Here is a 19,055-nt window from a genome sequence, read left to right as displayed (position 1 = left end):
TTTATGCTTCCTGATCTTTTAAAGATAACAGCCCTAAAGTGGGCAAAAGGTCGGCGAAATTATCCAGTACGCGATCGGGTTTGGTCAGCGCGATAGTTTCACCGTAGTTATAGCCGTAAGTCATGCCCACACACGGACAACCAGCGGCCTGCGCAGCATGAATATCATTGCGAGAATCACCGACAAAAACCATTTCACTGGCGCGCAATCCGAGCAGTGCCAGGGTCATGTAGACCGGTGCCGGATGCGGTTTTTTCGCCACAACATCGTCGCCGCCAATCACGACCGTGAAATAGCTGTCGATACCCAACGATTGCAACAAAGGCGCGATGAAAGGCGTGGGTTTGTTGGTCACCAGCCCCATTGGCAGCCCGGCTGCGGCCAGTGCAGCCAGCGTCTCTTTGACTTGCGGGTATAAACGGCTGCCACCTGCGGCAGTATCGGCATAATAGTGATCGAATTTATCGCGCACTTTCTGCAGAAACTCTGGCGACAAATCACCTTCGGCCCAGCGAACGGCACGTTCAACCATCACGTCAGCACCATTGCCAATCCAGGTACTGAGACGCTCAACGCCTGCGACAGGTAAATTGAAATCACGCAGCGCCATATCCATGGCTTCAGAGAGACCCGGCGCGCTGTCGACCAGCGTACCGTCGAGGTCAAAACCTAAACCGCGGGCGGCGAGAATTTCAGTCATGTGAGACCTTAGCCAGTTCACTGCGCATATGGTCAATCACCGTGCGGTAATCCGGCTGATTGAAGATAGCGGAACCGGCGACAAACATATCTGCACCGGCAGCGGCGATTTCGCCGATATTTTCGGCTTTCACACCACCGTCTACTTCCAGACGAATGTCATAACCGCTGGCATCAATAATCTTGCGAACCTGACGCAGTTTATCCAGTGTGCCTGGAATAAACGACTGCCCGCCGAAGCCAGGATTAACTGACATCAGCAGGATCACGTCGAGTTTATCCATCACGTATTCGAGATAGCTCAGGGAGGTTGCCGGGTTAAACACCAGACCGGCTTTACAGCCATGGCTTTTAATCAGCTGCAGGGAGCGGTCAACATGCTCGGACGCTTCGGGATGGAAAGTAATGTAAGAGGCACCGGCTTCGGCAAAATCCGGGATCAGACGATCAACCGGTTTGACCATCAGGTGAACATCGATCGGCGCGGTAATGCCGTAGTTACGCAGTGATTTAAGAATGGCTGGCCCCATCGTCAGATTGGGGACGTAGTGGTTGTCCATCACATCAAAATGGACCACATCTCCGCCCGCTTCCAGAGCTTTCGCTGTGTCTTCGCCCAAACGGGCAAAGTCAGCAGACAGAATGGACGGTGCAATCAAAAACTGTTTCATCCGCTTCTCCAAACGATAGGTTTATCCGATGATCACCGCTTGGCCGGTAATCAGCGATATAGCGCTAAAAGTTCATTCACCATGCTGCGCTGGGCAACTTTACTGCTGATAGTGCGGCGCGCTGACACGCGGTGCAGCTGTTTCGCCTGTGCATACCATTCCAGCGTAAGTGGTGTTTCGTGGTTGGAAATCAGCACCGGCACATCGTTCTCATTGGAAAGCTGATACGCCAGACGAGCCAGATTACGCTGATCATCCATGCTAAAACTGTTGGTGTGGTACGCCGTAAAATTTGCTGTCGCAGAAAGCGGGGCATAAGGCGGATCACAATAAACCACCGAGCCAGACTGCGCTTTCAGCAACGTGTCCTGATAATGCTCACACACGAATACTGCATTCTTCGCTTTTTCAGCAAACCAGTAGAGTTCTTCTTCAGGAAAATAAGGCTTTTTATAACGCCCGAAAGGCACATTAAACGCGCCACTGAGATTATAACGACACAGGCCGTTGTAACAATGGCGGTTAAGATAGAGGAAAAGTACCGAGCGACGATAAGTATCGCTGCTGGCATTAAACTCAGCCCTCAGGCCGTAAAAACGATCTGATTCGTTAAACTCTGGCGTAAAAAGCACGTGAGCATCACGCACAAATTCTTCAGTGCGTGTCTTCACAATGTTGTAGAGATTGATCAGGTCGCTATTGATGTCCGCCAGAATATAAGCGTCATACTCGGTATTCAAAAATACGGAGCCCGCGCCAACAAAAGGCTCAATCAGACAATCTCCCACCGGAAGATGACGTTTGATGTCATCAATCAGCGGGTATTTGCCGCCAGCCCACTTCAAAAACGCGCGGTTCTTCTTCATGCCGTCAGTTAGCTACTTATATACAATTCACAGCCGCGGATTGTATCCTGTTTTTAGACAGCAAATCGCGTTGAGATCAGTTTCATTTTTTCAGGTCTTGCTGTACCTGATGTACAGGCTTGACCCACGGTTTTTTCGCCTGAACTTCCGCAGGCAAGCTGGAAATAGCACGTTTGGCTTCTGCAGAAGAAGCGTAGTTACCACTCACCAGTACAAACCACGGCTTCCCGTCGCGGGCGGTCTGATAAACCAGATAATTTTTCAGGCCCTGCTGTTTTGCAAACGCATTCAGTGTATTGGACTGAGAAGCGCCGCTCAGTTGCAGGGTAAAGTGCGTACCTGGCGCAGACTTAATGGCAGACGTGCTGCCAGAAGCTGTTGCCGGTGCAGAGGCAACCGGAGCAGGTGACGCGGAGGATTTGGTTGCCGGCGTTTTCGCGGTATGCGACGCCGTTGCTGATGTCTTATGCTCAGCCTGTTTCGAGGTATGAGCAGGCTGCGCATTACGCGAAGACTGTGCCGGACGTACATGGGTGGCTGACGGCTGAGAACCTGCCGGCGCCTGAGTATGAGCTGAACCGTTGACGGTCGCTGGTGCGGTCGGCAAAGAAGTCAGTGACTGAGCCGCAGGTGCCATACTGCCTTGTGCCACGCCATCGACCTGATTTTGCTGGGAAGAAAGCGCATCGCTCATATCACCCGGCAAATCGACACGTTCTTTCGCCTGACCATTATTGGGAACAGGCTCGGCTTCGGTTGGTGTCGGGGAAACTGGCGGTAAACCGATACTCTTCGGTTGCTGGCCATCAGCTGGCTGTTGACCGTCTACGGCTTGCGCCGTATTAGCCTGAGCCTGAGCAGAAGGTTGAGCAGGTGCCGCAGCATCGTTACCTGAGAGACTGATGTCTTTCGGACCATTGGTCTGCTGAGCAGGCTGGCTGGAGGAAGGTGACTTCATGGCTGAGCCGATACCGACAATCAGCAATACCAGCACCACAATCCCGATGCCGATCATCACGTACTGACGGGATACAGCGACTTTTGGAATGGAAGGAGACGGTTTGCGCGCGCGCGGTGGGCGGCGATCGCTGGTGTCTGGTTTGAGATCGTCTTCCGGTGTTAAATCATCCATCTAAAACCTCCAACCCGGCAAAAGCCTCAAGAGGCTTTACGCGGAGCAACTATCCTGACTAAAAATATAAAGCTTTGCTGGCAAACGTAAAATCGGTCGTTATCTGGCCATCATTATGGCCACAGTCTTAACGGCAATCTTCAATCGAAGCCAGCACCATTTCATGCGATACGCCGGAGCGTACTTCAGACTGACCAATTGCTTTCGGTAAAACCAGACGCAGCTCGCCAGCCAGTACTTTCTTATCACGCATCATGTGCGGCAGATAAGACTGCGCGTCCATAACTTCGGGGCCCGTCACAGGCAAACCTGCGCGGGTCAGCAGGGCTTTCACCCGGGCGATATCACCCAGACTGAACTGCCCCAGGCGATGAGCTGTATAACACGCCATCACCATTCCAGCTGCCACAGCTTCGCCATGTAACCAGTTACCGTAACCCATTTCTGCTTCAATAGCATGGCCGTAAGTATGGCCCAGATTCAGCAAGGCGCGCAGTCCGTTTTCACGTTCATCGGCAGCCACAACCTCGGCTTTCAGCTCGCAGCAACGACGGATGCAATACGCCAGCGCATTCATATCCAGCGCCAGTAAAGCATCCATGTTGTCTTCAAGCCACACAAAGAAATCAGCATCCAAAATAATGCCGTATTTGATAACTTCCGCAAGACCCGATGACATTTCACGGGCAGGCAGAGTTCGCAGACAGTCGAGATCAACCACCACCGACGCAGGCTGATAAAAAGCGCCGATCATGTTTTTTCCGAGCGGATGGTTTACCGCTGTTTTACCGCCAACGGAGGAATCAACCTGAGAAAGCAGCGTGGTTGGCACCTGAACAAAGCGTACACCGCGCTGATAACTGGCTGCAGCGAAGCCGGTTAAATCACCGACTACGCCACCACCAAGAGCGATCAGAGTCGTATCACGTCCGTGCGGCTTTTCGAGTAGCGCGGAGAACACGTCATTTAGAACAGTCAGGGATTTGTATTGTTCACCATCAGGCAAAATGACCTGATCAACACGAACGCCTGCCTGCTCCAGCACTGAACGAATTGCATCCAGATAGAGAGGGGCAAGGGTTTCATTGGTCACTATCATGACCTGATCGCCTGCCTTTACCGGCATAAAAGAAGCCGGATCGTGGAACAATCCGGCAGCAATCGTAATGGGGTAGCTACGCTCCCCTAACGTTACGGTAATCCTCTCCATGTCGTGCTCTGTGACCTTCTTTAACTGACACCCTCAGGCAATGATGGACACCAATAATCAGTTACTTTCCAGCATATTGATAATCTGGTTAGCAACGACTTTGGCACTTTGATCATCGGTACGAATAGTGACGTCGGCAATCTCTTCATACAAAGGATTACGCTCTCTCGCCAGTGCTTCAAGCACTTCACGCGGCGGAGCACTCACTTGTAATAATGGACGTTTTTTGTCGCGTTGTGTACGCGCCAGTTGTTTTTCGATGGTAGTTTCAAGATAGACGACAACGCCACGCGCTGACAAACGGTTACGGGTTTCACGTGATTTCACGGAACCGCCACCTGTCGCCAGAACAATGCCTTGTTTTTCGGTCAGTTCGTTGATCACTTTTTCTTCGCGGTCGCGGAATCCGTCTTCGCCTTCCAAATCAAATACCCAGCCCACATCAGCTCCGGTACGTCGCTCAATTTCGTGATCGGAGTCGAAAAACTCCATATTGAGTTGCTGAGCTAACTGTCGACCAATAGTGCTTTTGCCGGCACCCATAGGCCCAACCAGAAAGATATTGCGTTTCTCTGCCATGTTTTTCGGTATTACTAAGACAATTCGTTGATGATAACCCGCCCCGCCAATCAAATTAGCGGCGGGACCTAAACTGAAACCTCATGAGCGATATAGTGCGAGATCAGAAAAAAATTATCTCAACACTCTTGGTAGTTTGGCAACCGAATAAATCACTTTGCACGCCGCAGGAGGGAAACCGTACGTTTTTATCGGCGTGTCTGTCGTAATAAAAAGATCACGGTGCTCAATTCGGTAACCCTTGTAAGCTAAATCGACGGCAGCGTCAAACTCAGAAGCCTCTTGCAACACAAAAAGTTGCATGCGCTCAACGTTATTAAGTCATTTACAAGGGGTAAGAATACCCATTTAACGGGTGAGGATTAAGGTCGGAGTGATGAAAATCACCAACTCACGCCGCTGTTCATTGGTGTATTGGTGTTTAAACAAAGAACCGACCACCGGAATGTCACCCAGGACAGGGACTTTCGTATCCGTTTTTTGGTTTTTACGCTGGAATATCCCGCCGAGTACGATCGTTTCCCCGTTTTTTACCGTCACCTGGGTTTTTATTTCCTGCTTATCGATCGCCAGCGCCTCGCCTTCGGACTGTTTGATACTTCGCCCCGGCATGTTCTGGCTAATCTGCAACGCCAGTTGAATACGCCCGTCACGCTGAATTTTCGGCATGACTTCCATTCCCAGCACCGCTTCTTTGAATTCGATCGACGTGCTGCCACTCGCCCCGCTGGAAACCTGATACGGGATTTCCGTTCCCTGTTTAATACTGGCAGTCTGCATATGCGCCGTCAGCAGCCGCGGGCTGGCAATAATATCGACCTTATCTTCCTGCTCAAGCGCCGTCAGTTCGAGATCAAGGATCCGCCCGCTGATGTGTGCAAGATTGAAGCCGGCAGTAAATATCGGATTTTCGACCGGCATTCCCATACTGAAATTGTTCATGCGCACCGCTTTTGTAATGGGTTCCTCCCCGGTAAATCCCCAGCGCACTCCAAGTTCGCGCAGGCTTTCGCTGTTCATGGTGACGATATGCGCCGCCAGCTGGACCTGCTGGAGGGGTAAATCCATCTCCTTTACCCACGGTGCCACCACATCCAGCGCCGCCTGCGTGTCACGTAACAATAGCGTATTGGTGCGGGTATCTGCAGAAGCATTGCCTTTTTGCGACAACAGCGATCCTTTCTGAGCGTTCAGGCTAAGCGCCGTCTCTTTCGCATCCGCATATTGCAAAGGGACGGTGAGGCTGATCAGCGGGCTTTGCAGCGCCTGCTGATCGGCGGCATCTTTTATCCGCTGTTGTACAACCTGCGGGTCTTCTTCAGGCGACACCAATAAAACGTTGCCCTGCAACTGACTGGTGAGATGGTTCATTTGCAGAATGATGTCGAGCGCCTGCTGCCACGGCACATCTTTGAGTTTCACACTTATCTGCCCGTCCAAACCCGGTGCGGTGACCAGATTCAGTTGCCGGGCATCCGCCAGCGCCTGCAATACCAAGCCGACCGGCGAGGACTGAAACTCCAGCGAAATCAGCGGTGGCGTACCGGCTTTCACCGGGCTAAGACATAAACACAGCAAAAACAGCACAATCCGTTTATTTACGTATTTCATTATTTTCCTTTCCCTGGAGAATCATTACCTTTACCCAGCCTGATAATCTGACGCTGTAAGCCGCAACGTGCGTCACTGAGGCTAAGTTCAACCTGCACACTGCTGAGCACTTCAACCGTCCATTGCGGCATCCCAACGAGTGAACCTGTTTCGACTTTATTCCAGCGCCCCTGCGGAGAAAGCAGCCAGCCATAACGTTGCCCTCCGACATCTGAAATCCCGCTTAACAGCCATTCAGATAACGGAGAAACACCAGCACAGTCGGGTGTCTGTGGCGTATTAAACGGATCACGCACGGCTTTCGACGCGACGACACCGCTAACAAACTCCGCCGCTGGCGCAGTTTGTGTCAGTAACACTGATGCTTTCATCCCACCACTACCGGTGGTATGCAGATTCAGCTCGCTAAACGCAGGCTGTTCGGGACGTTGCAACAGCGCATGAAGAAAATGCATCAGTTCGGTAAAAGTCACCTGCAATTGCAATTCACCCTGCGGTTCTTGTTTCGGTTGCGAAACGGGTTGCCAGCGAATCAGCACCGCCTGAGAGTCTTTCAGTGGCCGGGAAAACGCTTGCTCCAGAGGCAGGCTTTTGCGCAGTGATGTCGCATTACCGGCCAGTTCCTGATCCAGTCTTTCCAGTGGAATCATGCGCATTAGCGTCACCTGAGCCAGGGAAAGGGTCTGTTGTGCGATGTCAATCTCCCGTTTCAGGGTTTCCTGTTGCTGCCATAATCCGCGCAATCCGAACTGATACAGCGTTAAAACCATCATCACTAAACATGCGGTCAGAATGAATACCCGCTGCCAGCCGGGTTTTTCCATCAGCGGTTCAATACGCTCTGATAGAAAACCGGTCATTGCGGTACTTCCGGCGCAGGCAGTGGCCTTTCAGCGCGAAACTGCGTTTTCATCACGAAGCTCAGATTCTGGTTGGGCTGTTGCTGTACATCAGAAAGACTGACCTTGCTGAGCAAGTCTCCTGCCGACAGCATGTCGCTCAATGCCAGAATGTCGTGGTACAACCGCCCTTCACCTTTTAACGTCAGCATTCCCTGATATTCTGTCAGCTCAGTCAGCCACAGTTCTTCGGGCATCTTTAACGCCAGCAGCTCCAATAATTGCAGATAGTCCCGGCTCCGCTGCACACGCTGGTGGCTCAAAAGGCGTGCTTCAGTCAGAACCTTTACCTGTGCTGAAGCGGCCTCCACACGACGCTGCTGAAGCATAATCTTTTGAATGCCTGAATTTAGCGCTGACAGCTTCACCTGCAATAACGTCCGCTCCTGCGCAATGAAAGCGGCCAGAAGCCAGGCACAGACCACCACAGAGACCGGAAACGAAACGAAAATCTTCAGCCAGCAACGCATCCGCTTTTGACGGCGCAGCTTTCGCCACGGTAATAAATTGACCTGGAGCATCAGTAATCCGCCTGACGAATAGCCAGCCCGACGGCGGGCGCAAATGCACCGGGATTCGCAGGCAAAGGCGCGGACAATTGCGCGATTGCGCTTAATGGCGACCAGCATTGCATTACCGCAGATGGCGATTCGCCACTGAAATAGTCCTCCGCGTGGCATAATGCGGCCGCGCGATACTGTGTGCGGATCTTCTGAGAAATTGAGGTTTCAGTCATGGCCTCTGCGTGATCCAGCAAGCCAAACTGGAACGGCAAGCTGTGCGGCGAAGCCCAGAGAAAGGCATCGTCAAGGGGATGAATCAGCAATGCATCACCCGGAACGCCGGCAGCACAGGCCGCCATCTGAAGTGCGCAAGGGGCCAGTTCAATAGCATCCGGAAACAACCGTGCCTGCACCATGCATCGCACCCACTGTTCAATTTCCTGCTGCCTTGCGGCTGTAACCACCAACTGATTATCACCATGAGGATCAGCCCGGTAGTCCATCACCAGATGTTCCATGCCGAGGGGGAATTGTTTCGCGGCGTTAGCGAAAATAAACGCACTGCGCTGCGGCTCACCCAACCGGGCATCGGGCGCGGCCATTCGCTGTTGCATAATACGTTGTGCAGGAAGGCTTATTCGTAATGAAAAAGACGTCGGCAGCGTTTTTCGCCAGCACGATAAAAGGGCGATCAGCGGTGCGGTCTCATGTAATATCCCCTCCCGCAATGTGAAAGGAGGCAAAGGATGCTGCCACCAGTGACGTAATTGCCAGCCATGACGCCGCCGCTGAACGGCGATCGCACGGGCAAAACCGGCTTGAATATCCAGACCTACCTGCCATGCTTGTAGTCGCATTTTCGCCCAATCTCCATATCGTCAGGTAAATAAAAGAACGTATCCATGTTGCTGGCTTGCCTTTATACTACCGCGCGGTTGTTTATAAACTGCCCAATTGACACTTAATGGGAAATCTCAGGTGAAGTTCGTAAAGTATTTATTGATTCTTGCAGTGTGTTGCATTTTGCTGGGAGCCGCCTCGATCTTCGGTTTGTATAAATATATCGAGCCACAGCTACCCGATGTCGCCACGCTTAAAGACGTGCGCTTGCAAACACCAATGCAAGTTTTCAGTGCCGAGGGTGATTTAATCGCTCAATATGGTGAAAAGCGCCGTATCCCACTGAAACTCGACCAGATCCCACCGGAACTGGTGCATGCGTTTATCGCGACAGAAGACAGTCGTTTCTATGAACATCACGGCGTGGACCCGATCGGTATTTTCCGTGCGGCTTCCGTTGCGCTGGTGTCCGGCCACGCCTCACAGGGCGCGAGTACCATTACTCAGCAACTGGCCCGTAACTTCTTCCTGAGTCCTGAACGCACGCTGACCCGTAAAATCAAGGAAGCATTTCTGGCCATCCGCATTGAGCAGATGATGTCCAAAGATGAAATCCTTGAGCTGTATCTGAATAAGATCTATCTCGGTTATCGCGCTTATGGCGTGGGTGCCGCTGCACAGGTTTACTTCGGGAAAAATGTCAACCAACTGACGCTCAGTGAAATGGCGGTGATTGCCGGTCTGCCAAAAGCACCGTCAACCTTCAATCCGCTGTATTCTCACGATCGTTCTCTGGCGCGTCGCAACACCGTACTGGCGCGTATGCTGGATGAGAAATACATCACGCAGGCCCAGTACGATCAGGCGCGTGCTGAGCCGCTGGTGGCGAATTATCATGCTCCACATATCGAGTTTTCTGCGCCGTATCTGACCGAAATGGTGCGTCAGGAGATGGTGAAACGTTATGGCGACAATGCTTATAACGATGGCTACATGGTTTACACCACCATTACCAAGAAAACCCAGCTGGCCGCGCAGGAAGCCCTGCGCACCAACGTGCTCAATTACGATATGCGCCACGGTTACCGTGGCCCGTCAAATCAGTTATGGAAAGTGGGTGAACCTGCGTGGGATCAGGACAAGATTGTTCAGTCGCTGAAAACCCTGCCGGTGTATGGCCCGCTGTTCCCGGCCGTTATCACCGCAACGGACGACGCTCAGGCGACGGCAACGATGTCCAACCGCGCGGTCATCAGCCTGCCATTCAGCGGCATGCGCTGGGCGCGACCTTACCGTAATGACAATGCTCAGGGCCCGACACCGAAAAAAGTCACTGACGTGGTGCGCCCTGGTCAGCAAGTTTGGGTACGTAAAGTGGGTGATGACTGGTGGCTGGCGCAGGTGCCTGATGTCAACTCAGCCATCGTTTCACTCAATCCAAACGACGGTGCCATTGAAGCACTGGTCGGCGGCTTTGACTTCAACCAGAGTAAGTTTAACCGCGCCAATCAGGCGGTTCGTCAGCTCGGTTCGAACATCAAACCTTTCCTGTATACCGCAGCAATGGATAAAGGCCTGACGCTGGCGACTATCCTGAATGACATGCCAATCACCCGCTGGGATGCCGGTGCCGGTACCGACTGGCGGCCGAAGAACTCCCCGCCAACGTATTACGGTCCGATCCGTTTACGTCAGGGTCTGGGCGAGTCTAAAAACGTGGTGATGGTGCGTGCGATGCGTGCGATGGGTGTGGATTACGCGGCTGAATATCTGCAGCGTTTTGGCTTCCCGGCGGCGAACATTGTTCATTCCGAATCACTGGCATTGGGTTCTGCTTCATTCACTCCGTTACAGGTGGTGCGCGGTTACGCCACACTGACCAACGGAGGTTATCTGGTTGACCCGTATTTCATCACCAAAATCGTGGATGAATCCGGCCAGGTTCAGTTTGAAGCTAAACCTAAAATCGCCTGCCGTACCTGTAATATTCCGGTTATTTATGGGGATACGCAGAAATCTGCCGTGCTGTCGGATGACAACGTAGAAAATGTTGCTACGTCCACCATCAATAACAATACCAGTGTGCCAACGCCACAACTTGAGCAGGTTCCGCCGAACTCGCCACAGGTTGATGCCGCACAGCAATACGCACCGCATGTGATCAGTACTCCTCTGTCATTCCTGATCAGTGATGCACTGAACTCCAACATCTTCGGGGAACCGGGCTGGATGGGGACGGGCTGGCGCGCAGGACGCGACCTGAAACGTCACGACATTGGCGGCAAAACCGGGACAACCAACAGCTCGAAAGATGCCTGGTTCTCCGGATATGGCCCTGACGTGGTGACATCAGTCTGGATTGGCTTTGACGATCACCGTCGTGATTTGGGCCGTTCGACGGCTTCCGGTGTCATCCCGGATCAAATCTCCGGTGCCGAAGGCGGCGCGAAAAGTGCTCAGCCAGCCTGGGATGATTACATGAAAGCCGTGCTGGAAGGAGTGCCGGAACAGCCACAGACTCCGCCTCCGGGTGTGGTGACCGTCACTATCGATAAGAGTACCGGTAAGCTTTCTGACGGCGGCGGTAACAGTCGCCCGGAATACTTTATCGACGGGACTCAGCCGACAGAACATGCTGTGCATGAGGTCGGAACAACCATCATGGATAACGGTCAGGAACACGAACTGTTCTGATGCCTGAGCTGTAAAGCAAAAAGCCGGTCTGCGTAATGCATGACCGGCTTTTTTAATGATGTTTTATCGCAGGCTCAGCGGGCATTGCGCATCAGAAACTCATGCGCCAGAAATAACGCACTCACGTTGCGGGCTTCGCAAAAATCGGGATGTTGCAACAGTTCCATCATGCGTGACACCGGCCAGCGCGTTTGTGGCAAAGGTTCCGGCTCATCACCTTCCAGGCTTTTCATATACAAATCTTTAGCAATGACGATATTCATGCGACTGGAGAAGTAAGAAGGTGCCATGGTCAGTTTTGCCAGCACGTCAAAGTGCCGTGCACCGTAGCCCACTTCTTCCATCAGTTCCCGGTTCGCCGCCTCAAGCACACCTTCACCCGGATCAATCAGGCCCTTGGGAAAACCCAGCTCGTAGCTTTCAATCCCAACGGCATATTCCTGAATTAACAACAGCTCATCATCAATGATCGGTACAATCATCACCGCTTCGCGATCGGAAGGACGCATGCGTTCATACACGCGTTCAGCGCCATTGCTGAATGTCAGATCAACAGATTCGATGGTGAATAATCGCGAACGGGCTACGGTTTCCACCTTCGTAATTTTCGGTTTTTGCAGGTGTTGTGTCATCTCATCCCCAACTTATTATTCACCTGACCAGAGGTGTTCTAATGGGTTCGTTTGTCTGTTCAAAAGCCGCTACCGGTAGTCATTGTGCGTTAAGGAGCGTCAGCATCGCAATCTTTACTGAAAAACTGTCTTTGTCCTGCCTGTTTCCCGTTCAAAATGTCACTAAATAATCGCCGTTAATCGCGCAAAAAAAACACGTTGACTCATGGCTGTCACATTTTTGCTTTAACAAAAACACTCTCACTTAAAAATAGGATTATACCGATACCCGTTAATTCCCAAATGCAGGTATCCTCTAGCGTGGTATTTTTGTGCACGCGATTCAGGTTAACAATAATAAAATTCCTATCAAAAAGCACCCATGCGCAGAATGTGCATTTCGTTATATGTATAATACTTTCACAGAGTTGACGTAAGTCACCCACGTCTGAACGGGGATCGGATGAGCACAGTAGTCGTGACACTGGTGTTGTTGTGTATCGCAATTATTGCCACAGCGTCTTATTTTTGGCTCGTATTGCGTCGCCGCCAACGCGGCGAGTCAGTCGTGCGTTTTTCCACACCCAGTCAGCGCAAACTCTCCCAGAAAGAACGCGACGCAGTAGAACGCTATCTGCGACAAAATGAAGGCCTCGGCCAGACACCGATCACCCACCGCAATAATCTGATTATCCTGCGCGATAAACTGACGCTGACCACCAAAAGCGAAAATGTTTATAGCCTGACCCGCGCGATCACCCGTTATGGGGTGGCGAGCGAAGATCCTAACAAATGGCGTTACTTCCTCGATTCTACTGAAATTCACCTGCCGCCATTCTGGGAGCAATACATTGCTCAGGAAAACCAGGTCGAGCTGATCAAAACACAGACTCTGCCGCTGGTGATTTCACTCAACGGTCATACGCTGACCGAGCACGTTTACGAAGGCCCGGCGCCGGTTTCGGCGGTGATACCTTCTCAGCCGCAAAATGCGTCTATCCGTCATGAAGAAAGCGAGCATATTGAACTGGTCAAAGTGCGTCGCGAAACACGTGAAGAGCATGCGCTGACCCGTTCGAATGGTGTAAAAGAAGCGCTGGCTGTTTCCGCTATTCTGCTTCTGCTTTTCATCACACTGCAAAGTCCGGTGATATTTCTGCCCTGGTTGCTGGTGATTTCGGCAGGATTAGCCGCCTGGGTTATCTGGCGGTTTGTGTCTGAACGTTTAGGTAAAAATCGTAAGGAAATTCATTGCCTGCGCGGCTTACCTAAACGCTGGGGTTTGTTCGGTGAATCCAAACAAGGTGATATCAGCAATATTTCGCTCGGTGCGGTAGACCTGATTTATCCGCCTCACTGGCAGCCCTATATTGGTCGTGATCTCGGACAGCCAACGGACGTGGAAGTCTATATGAACAGCCACGTTGTCCGCCAGGGAAGCTATCTGACACTGCACGAGGAAGTGAAAAGATTCCCGCTCCAGCAGTGGGGAAGAAACCTGGTGCTCGCCACCAGCGCCTTCCTCTTGCTGCTGGCGTTACTGGTTTATGTGCCGCTTGGCCTGCCGCTCAAACTCAGCGTAGCCTGGCTGCAAGGTGCACAAAGTTCGCAGGTTAACAGCGTACAGGAACTGGAAAAGGCTGCCCTGCGCGTCGGCGACACCCTGAAAGTTCAGGGTACCGGCATGTGTTATGTGCCACCGGCGGCCAGCCGTTCTGCATCCGGTTTTATGCCTTTTGATTGTTCCGCGATTTACTGGAATACCGCGACGCCGCTGCCGGTGCCGCAGTCAGAAATTATTGATGCAGCTACAGCGCTGCAAACCACGGTGAACAACCAGCTGCATCCCGGCCAGAACCAAACCCCCGAGCAAAACATTAACCCGCAACTGGCCACCGCCATCGAGAAATCCGGGATGATCCTGCTTGATGATTTCGCGGATATCGTGCTGAAAACCGAAACGCTATGCGGAAACAGTAACGATTGTGTTCGTCTGAAAAATGCGCTGGTGAATCTGGGCAATTCGAGCAACTGGAATTCGCTGGTGAAGCGGGCAAAAGCAGGCACATTGCAGGGGATTAACGTTCTGCTGCGTCCGGTCAGCGCGCAATCGCTGAGTGAACTGGTGAATAACGCAACGTCTTCTTTCTTTGTTCAGGAAACCCGTCGCGCCGCTGACAGCCTTAACAGCCCGCCACCGGGCGGATTCTTGATCAGTAACGATGAAGGACGCCAGTTGATTGAAATGCCCACGCCTCCGGTCAGCGTGTTTGCTAACCCGCCTCAGGAGCAGTGGAAGCAACTGCAACAATTATCGACACTCCTGCTACATACACCGTTCAGTGCGCAGGGCGTGATCACCAGTATCAGCATTGATGCCAACGGAACCCGTCACATTTCGTTGCACAGCGAGCCGGATATCTCAACGCTCTGGCGCTATCTGGGCACCAGCTTATTACTGTTACTGTTAATCGGTGTTCTGGCGGTCAATCTCGTGCTGTTTACCCGCCGTTTCATCAAAGATAAGCGCAGAATCGACGATATTCAGCAATATTATAACTCCTGCTTTCATCCCACGTTAATGCCAATCCCCGTGCAAAAACTGGGCTGAAAACCACCGGGTGTCCCTGCGCCACCCGGTCAGATTATGCTACCCTGACGCCCTTCCCTGCTTTCATCTGTTCGCCCCTGCGGTTTCTCACAGCCGCAAGAACCTGGAGTCTTCATGCCCCCCGATTTTGACTGGCAATGCATCGATACTGTTTTACTGGATATGGACGGCACATTGCTGGATCTGGCTTTTGACAGCCAGTTCTGGTTGCAGGATGTCCCTCTTGCCCTTAGCCAGCAGCGTGCGATCCCGCTTGAAAACGCGCGCCAGTTAATTCATGACGAATATCTTGCCGTCCAGCACACCATGAACTGGTATTGCTTCGACTACTGGAGTGAAAGGCTGAGTCTGGATATCTACCAGATGACGACGAACATCGGCAAAAATGCGCGTCTTCGCGACGACACGCTGCCGTTTCTGGTTCACCTGCGTGAAAGCGGACGACAGACAATTTTGCTCACCAATGCGCATCCGCACAGTCTTTCCGTTAAAATTGAACATACCGGATTAGACCAGCACCTTGATTTATTACTTTCCACCCACACATTTGGTTATCCGAAGGAAGATCAGCGGCTGTGGTCTGCAGTTCAGCAACAAACGGGCTTTAATCCCGACAGGACATTATTTGTCGATGACGGTGAACCGATCCTGAATGCGGCAAAAACCTTCGGCATCCGCTATTGTCTGGGTATAGAAAATCCGGACTCGACCATGGCAAATAAGTCATTTGAAGGACATCCTTCCATCAATGATTACCGCAGCCTGTTGCCTGCAATTCACCCCGTAACAGGCCCGGCTAAGTAACACCGGTACGCTCAGGGGAAGAATATGAAAGGTAAAACGGAAGACGACGATAATGCAGTGCGCCTCGATAAATGGTTGTGGGCGGCTCGTTTTTATAAGACCCGCGCGCTGGCACGCGAGATGATTGATGGCGGCAAAGTGCATTACAACGGCCAGCGGGGGAAACCCAGCAAGCTGATGGAACTGAATGCCGAAATTACATTGCGTCAGGGAAATGACTCAAAAACGATCATCGTTCTGGGGCTGACCACTCAGCGCCGTAGTGCAGAAGAAGCACAGAAACTGTATCAGGAAACTGAGGCGAGCATTGCCAGCCGGGAAAAAATCTCCGAAGCACGCAAAATGAACGCGATGCCGCATCCGGACAGACGTCCGGACAAAAAGGAACGCCGCAACCTGATCAAATTTAAATATGGCGATTCTGAATAAATCCAAAGTCCTTCCAGGAGGGATGAAGGATTTGAGTTCGCTAAACAGAGAGAAAATTATGTCTAATCACGACCAACTGCATCGCTACCTGTTCAATCATCACGCCGTTCGCGGTGAACTGGTCTCGCTCAAAGAAACTTTCCAGCAGGTTATTGCCGGTCACGACTATCCGGCAGAAGTGCGCAATCTGCTGGGTGAAATGTTGGTGGCGACCAGCCTGCTGACTGCCACCCTGAAATTTGACGGCGATATTACCGTGCAGTTGCAAGGTGATGGTCCGCTGAAACTGGCCGTGATCAACGGTAACAACAAGCAGGAACTGCGCGGCGTCGCACGTCTGCAGGGTGACATTACCGAAGGCAGCTCGCTGAAAGAGATGATTGGCAACGGCTACATGGTGATCACGATTTCTCCGACCGTCGGCGAACGCTATCAGGGCGTCGTGGGGCTGGAAGGCGAAAACCTGGCAGAGTGTCTGGAAAACTACTTCATGCAGTCAGAACAGCTGCCAACCCGCATCTTCATCCGCACGGGTGAAGTTGAAGGCCAGCCTGCTGCAGGCGGCATGTTGTTGCAGGTTCTGCCAGCGCAAGATACTGATCCGGAAGAGTTCAGCCATCTGGCACAACTGACCACCACCATCAAAGCGGAAGAGCTGCTGACCCTGCCTGCCAACGAAGTGCTTTATCGTCTGTATCATCAGGAAGAGGTCACCCTGTATGAACCGCAGAATGTCTGTTTCCGTTGCACCTGTTCCCGCGAACGTTGTGCAGCAGCGCTGCTGACGCTGCCGGATGAAGATGTGCTCGACATGCTGGAAACTGATGGAAAAATAGAGATGCACTGCGATTATTGCGGCACGGACTATGAATTTGACGCGATGGATATGGCGACACTGAAAGCTGGCGGCGACGTTCATTCCGGAGATGACCACGTTCATTGATCGTTAACACACGCAGCCTGAGGGACTTTTCACTGAAAAGTCCCTTTTTTATTGCTATTCCATAACCTCATTTGCACACCTTTCGGGTTTTTCATCACAATTCTGGAAAAACATTCACATCTACCGTTATTCTTTGAGAGCTGTCGTGGCACAAAAGCGATATATACCTACAATAGCAACTGATTTATCCCTATTTACGGGATTCAAATTCAGCAAGGAGCAGGGAAATGCCTACCACTATCGGGATCACCGCCGAAACACTCTCCCAGTATGGGATCCACCAGAATAGCGAAATTGTCTATAACCCTGATTACGAAACTCTTTTTGCAGAAGAGACGGCCCCGGGCCTGGAAGGTTATGAGCGCGGGCAGGTGACAGAGCTCGGTGCAGTGAATGTCGATACTGGCATTTTCACCGGCCGCTCGCCGAAAGATAAATATATCGTCCGTGATGACACCACACGCGATACGCTCTGGTGGGCTGATCAGGGCAAAGGGAAAAATGATAACAAACCGCTGTCGCAGGAAATCTGGACATCACTCAAGGCGCTGGTCAGCAAGCAGCTATCCGGGAAACGTTTGTTTATCGTTGATGCCTTCTGCGGTGCCAATGCAGACTCACGCCTGAAAGTACGTTTTATTACGGAAGTCGCCTGGCAGGCACATTTCGTCAAGAACATGTTCATTCGCCCCGAAGTCAATGAACTGGAAAATTTCGAGCCTGATTTCATCGTGATGAACGGCGCGAAATGTACCAATCCGGACTGGCAGAAACAGGGTCTGAATTCTGAAAACTTCATCGCTTTCAATCTGACCGAACGTATCCAGCTGATAGGCGGCTCGTGGTACGGCGGAGAAATGAAGAAAGGCATGTTCGCAGTCATGAACTATCTGCTGCCATTGCAGGGTATCGCCTCAATGCATTGCTCAGCGAACGTCGGCGAAAAAGGCGATGTGGCGGTGTTCTTTGGTCTCTCCGGTACCGGCAAAACCACCTTATCCACCGATCCGAAGCGTCAGCTTATCGGCGATGATGAGCACGGCTGGGACGATGACGGCGTCTTTAACTTTGAAGGTGGCTGCTATGCCAAAACCATCAAACTGAGCAAAGACGCCGAGCCGGAAATTTTCGGTGCGATAAAACGCGATGCCTTGCTGGAAAACGTGATGGTCAGCGCAGACGGCAAAATCGACTTCAATGACGGCAGCAAGACTGAGAATACCCGCGTCTCCTACCCGATTTATCACATTCAAAATATCGTGAAACCGGTATCGAAAGCCGGTCACGCCAGTAAAGTGATTTTCCTGACAGCCGATGCGTTTGGCGTATTGCCGCCGGTTTCCCGTCTCACAGCCGCGCAAACGCAATACCATTTCCTGTCCGGTTTCACTGCGAAGCTGGCCGGAACTGAGCGCGGTGTCACTGAACCCACGCCAACCTTTTCTGCCTGCTTTGGTGCGGCGTTCCTGATGCTGCACCCGACGCAATACTCCGAAGTATTGGTGAAGCGCATGGAAGCTGCAGGCGCTCAGGCCTATCTGGTGAACACTGGCTGGAATGGTACCGGCAAACGTATTTCGCTGAAAAATACCCGCGCTATTATCGACGCGATCCTCAACGGCACCATTGATGATGCGGAAACCTTCACCTTGCCGCTGTTTAATCTGGCGGTGCCGGTTGAGCTGCCGGGCGTCGACACGCATATTCTGGATCCGCGCAATACTTACGCCAGCCGTGAACAGTGGCAGGAAAAAGCTGAACATCTGGCACAGTTATTTATCGATAACTTCGACAAATACACCGATACCCCGGCTGGCGCCGCACTGGTCAGTGCCGGACCGAAACGCTAATCTGCTGGCAAACTCTTATCAGGCGCGGGCTTCCGCGCCTTTTTTATTGCAACCAGCCCAGCGGCATTTCAGAATGACAGCATTGCTGTCAGAGGAGCCTGAT

The 19,055-nt window shown here is 52.0% G+C and carries 17 protein-coding genes; 6 read left to right on the top strand and 11 right to left on the bottom strand.

Translation table 11 applies throughout. From position 1 onward, the window contains the following. Position 1 precedes the first annotated feature (1 nt). The 10 genes from ABIC79_RS17650 to pilM all read right to left on the bottom strand — a co-directional run bounded on the left by ABIC79_RS17650 (position 2) and on the right by pilM (position 9,027). Positions 2-700: a phosphoglycolate phosphatase gene (locus tag ABIC79_RS17650; protein ID WP_013573620.1), complete on the bottom strand. Its 699-nt coding sequence runs from the start codon at positions 698-700 to the stop codon at positions 2-4. Continuing rightward, positions 693-1,370 (bottom strand): ribulose-phosphate 3-epimerase, encoded by a 678-nt coding sequence (gene rpe, locus ABIC79_RS17645; RefSeq protein WP_014333544.1) that lies wholly within the window; start codon positions 1,368-1,370, stop codon positions 693-695. The genes ABIC79_RS17650 and rpe overlap by 8 nt, the downstream gene beginning before the upstream one ends. Positions 1,371-1,420: 50 nt before the next feature. Next, positions 1,421-2,236 (bottom strand): adenine-specific DNA-methyltransferase, encoded by an 816-nt coding sequence (gene dam, locus ABIC79_RS17640; RefSeq protein WP_013573618.1) that lies wholly within the window; start codon positions 2,234-2,236, stop codon positions 1,421-1,423. 82 nt (positions 2,237-2,318) lie between these two features. Then, positions 2,319-3,368, bottom strand: a complete 1,050-nt coding sequence (locus ABIC79_RS17635) for an SPOR domain-containing protein (protein WP_112151928.1) — start codon at positions 3,366-3,368, stop codon at positions 2,319-2,321. A gap of 127 nt (positions 3,369-3,495) precedes the next feature. Continuing rightward, complete coding sequence (gene aroB, locus ABIC79_RS17630; RefSeq protein ID WP_013573616.1) at positions 3,496-4,578, bottom strand: 3-dehydroquinate synthase; 1,083 nt, start codon at positions 4,576-4,578, stop codon at positions 3,496-3,498. A gap of 57 nt (positions 4,579-4,635) precedes the next feature. Then, positions 4,636-5,157, bottom strand: a complete 522-nt coding sequence (gene aroK, locus ABIC79_RS17625) for a shikimate kinase AroK (RefSeq protein ID WP_014333540.1) — start codon at positions 5,155-5,157, stop codon at positions 4,636-4,638. Positions 5,158-5,505: 348 nt separating this feature from the next. Next, positions 5,506-6,768 carry a DNA uptake porin HofQ gene (gene hofQ / locus ABIC79_RS17620; protein WP_112198413.1) on the bottom strand — a complete coding sequence of 421 codons (1,263 nt, stop codon included), beginning with the start codon at positions 6,766-6,768 and terminating at the stop codon, positions 5,506-5,508. Next, positions 6,768-7,628, bottom strand: a complete 861-nt coding sequence (locus ABIC79_RS17615; RefSeq protein WP_119261119.1) for a pilus assembly protein PilO — start codon at positions 7,626-7,628, stop codon at positions 6,768-6,770. Before ABIC79_RS17615 ends, hofQ begins: the two co-directional genes overlap by 1 nt. Beyond that, on the bottom strand, positions 7,625-8,188 hold the full coding sequence (locus ABIC79_RS17610; protein ID WP_119261118.1) for a PilN domain-containing protein: 564 nt from the start codon (positions 8,186-8,188) through the stop codon (positions 7,625-7,627). Before ABIC79_RS17610 ends, ABIC79_RS17615 begins: the two co-directional genes overlap by 4 nt. Continuing rightward, complete coding sequence (pilM, locus tag ABIC79_RS17605) at positions 8,188-9,027, bottom strand: pilus assembly protein PilM (RefSeq protein ID WP_119261117.1); 840 nt, start codon at positions 9,025-9,027, stop codon at positions 8,188-8,190. Before pilM ends, ABIC79_RS17610 begins: the two co-directional genes overlap by 1 nt. Positions 9,028-9,148: 121 nt before the next feature. On the opposite strand from pilM, the gene mrcA reads away from it, so the two are divergent. Beyond that, positions 9,149-11,704 (top strand): peptidoglycan glycosyltransferase/peptidoglycan DD-transpeptidase MrcA, encoded by a 2,556-nt coding sequence (gene mrcA / locus ABIC79_RS17600; RefSeq protein WP_013573610.1) that lies wholly within the window; start codon positions 9,149-9,151, stop codon positions 11,702-11,704. Between the two features lie 74 nt (positions 11,705-11,778). Here mrcA and nudE read toward each other — a convergent pair whose 3' ends face one another. Beyond that, on the bottom strand, positions 11,779-12,336 hold the full coding sequence (gene nudE, locus ABIC79_RS17595) for an ADP compounds hydrolase NudE (RefSeq protein ID WP_013573609.1): 558 nt from the start codon (positions 12,334-12,336) through the stop codon (positions 11,779-11,781). Positions 12,337-12,778: 442 nt separating this feature from the next. Here nudE and ABIC79_RS17590 point away from each other — a divergent pair, with 442 nt between their 5' ends. The 5 genes from ABIC79_RS17590 to pckA all read left to right on the top strand — a co-directional run bounded on the left by ABIC79_RS17590 (position 12,779) and on the right by pckA (position 18,952). Next, positions 12,779-14,926, top strand: a complete 2,148-nt coding sequence (locus tag ABIC79_RS17590; RefSeq protein ID WP_014411507.1) for an intracellular growth attenuator family protein — start codon at positions 12,779-12,781, stop codon at positions 14,924-14,926. Positions 14,927-15,040: 114 nt separating this feature from the next. Then, entirely contained in the window at positions 15,041-15,730 is a 690-nt protein-coding gene (gene yrfG / locus ABIC79_RS17585) for a GMP/IMP nucleotidase (protein ID WP_119261116.1), read from the top strand. A 24-nt stretch (positions 15,731-15,754) separates the two neighbouring features. Beyond that, entirely contained in the window at positions 15,755-16,159 is a 405-nt protein-coding gene (gene hslR / locus ABIC79_RS17580) for a ribosome-associated heat shock protein Hsp15 (protein WP_013573605.1), read from the top strand. Between the two features lie 58 nt (positions 16,160-16,217). Then, positions 16,218-17,102 carry an Hsp33 family molecular chaperone HslO gene (hslO, locus tag ABIC79_RS17575; RefSeq protein WP_014411506.1) on the top strand — a complete coding sequence of 295 codons (885 nt, stop codon included), beginning with the start codon at positions 16,218-16,220 and terminating at the stop codon, positions 17,100-17,102. A 227-nt stretch (positions 17,103-17,329) separates the two neighbouring features. Further along, positions 17,330-18,952, top strand: a complete 1,623-nt coding sequence (gene pckA / locus ABIC79_RS17570) for a phosphoenolpyruvate carboxykinase (ATP) (protein WP_013573603.1) — start codon at positions 17,330-17,332, stop codon at positions 18,950-18,952. Positions 18,953-19,055 lie beyond the last annotated feature (103 nt).

Source organism: Rahnella sp. 2050 (assembly GCF_040544515.1).
Lineage (GTDB): Bacteria > Pseudomonadota > Gammaproteobacteria > Enterobacterales > Enterobacteriaceae > Rahnella > Rahnella aceris.
This window is presented reverse-complemented; position numbering and strand designations above follow the sequence as displayed.

Coding starts and splice junctions, on each gene's coding strand:
- hslR (WP_013573605.1), top strand. CDS start 15,755: ATGAAAGGTAAAACGGAAGACGACGATAATGCAGTGCGCCTCGATAAA.
- rpe (WP_014333544.1), bottom strand. CDS start 1,370: ATGAAACAGTTTTTGATTGCACCGTCCATTCTGTCTGCTGACTTTGCC.
- hslO (WP_014411506.1), top strand. CDS start 16,218: ATGTCTAATCACGACCAACTGCATCGCTACCTGTTCAATCATCACGCC.
- pilM (WP_119261117.1), bottom strand. CDS start 9,027: ATGCGACTACAAGCATGGCAGGTAGGTCTGGATATTCAAGCCGGTTTT.
- aroB (WP_013573616.1), bottom strand. CDS start 4,578: ATGGAGAGGATTACCGTAACGTTAGGGGAGCGTAGCTACCCCATTACG.
- pckA (WP_013573603.1), top strand. CDS start 17,330: ATGCCTACCACTATCGGGATCACCGCCGAAACACTCTCCCAGTATGGG.
- ABIC79_RS17635 (WP_112151928.1), bottom strand. CDS start 3,368: ATGGATGATTTAACACCGGAAGACGATCTCAAACCAGACACCAGCGAT.
- aroK (WP_014333540.1), bottom strand. CDS start 5,157: ATGGCAGAGAAACGCAATATCTTTCTGGTTGGGCCTATGGGTGCCGGC.
- nudE (WP_013573609.1), bottom strand. CDS start 12,336: ATGACACAACACCTGCAAAAACCGAAAATTACGAAGGTGGAAACCGTA.
- ABIC79_RS17615 (WP_119261119.1), bottom strand. CDS start 7,628: ATGACCGGTTTTCTATCAGAGCGTATTGAACCGCTGATGGAAAAACCC.
- ABIC79_RS17650 (WP_013573620.1), bottom strand. CDS start 700: ATGACTGAAATTCTCGCCGCCCGCGGTTTAGGTTTTGACCTCGACGGT.
- ABIC79_RS17610 (WP_119261118.1), bottom strand. CDS start 8,188: ATGCTCCAGGTCAATTTATTACCGTGGCGAAAGCTGCGCCGTCAAAAG.
- yrfG (WP_119261116.1), top strand. CDS start 15,041: ATGCCCCCCGATTTTGACTGGCAATGCATCGATACTGTTTTACTGGAT.
- ABIC79_RS17590 (WP_014411507.1), top strand. CDS start 12,779: ATGAGCACAGTAGTCGTGACACTGGTGTTGTTGTGTATCGCAATTATT.
- dam (WP_013573618.1), bottom strand. CDS start 2,236: ATGAAGAAGAACCGCGCGTTTTTGAAGTGGGCTGGCGGCAAATACCCG.
- hofQ (WP_112198413.1), bottom strand. CDS start 6,768: ATGAAATACGTAAATAAACGGATTGTGCTGTTTTTGCTGTGTTTATGT.